The sequence below is a fragment of the Bartonella vinsonii subsp. berkhoffii ATCC 51672 genome (genome assembly GCF_902825225.1).
Classification (GTDB): Bacteria; Pseudomonadota; Alphaproteobacteria; order Rhizobiales; family Rhizobiaceae; genus Bartonella; species Bartonella berkhoffii.
Genome location: NZ_CADEAK010000296.1, coordinates 1 through 396 on the forward strand (window position 1 = coordinate 1; position 396 = coordinate 396).

At 42.2% G+C, this 396-nt stretch carries 1 pseudogene; it reads right to left on the reverse strand.

Annotation, left to right across the window (positions count from 1 at the left end):
- Nucleotides 1-108 precede the first annotated feature (108 nt).
- Nucleotides 109-396 (reverse strand): annotated as a pseudogene (locus J7R10_RS09340) (aconitate hydratase); the annotation flags it as partial.

A 396-nucleotide genomic window follows, 5' to 3' on the forward strand; every position in this document is an offset into this window, starting at 1 on the left:
AAACTCTCAGTCCTCCATCATCATATCTATGGACTCTTCTCACTGAACACCTATGAATCAGACTGCTAGATTTCACACAACACTTTCCAAAATTCCGCCATAATGCATCTAGTCCAACTCCACTTCACTATCAACTCGGCATAATAATTGCCCTGTTATTACCGTTCCATCAGAAAATGTGATTCTCACTCCAGTTTTTTGCCGAGGTTTCAAATTATGAAGCTCTTCAATCGTTACCTTTTCATCACCTTTTAAACCCAAAGATTGCCAACTTGATCCTGCCTCAGACACAAAGGCAACAATTCCCATACCAACAAGATTAGAACGATGAATCGGCTCAAAAGATTCAGCGATCTCTGCTTTTACCCCAGGAAGAATGGTGCCCTTCGCTGCCCC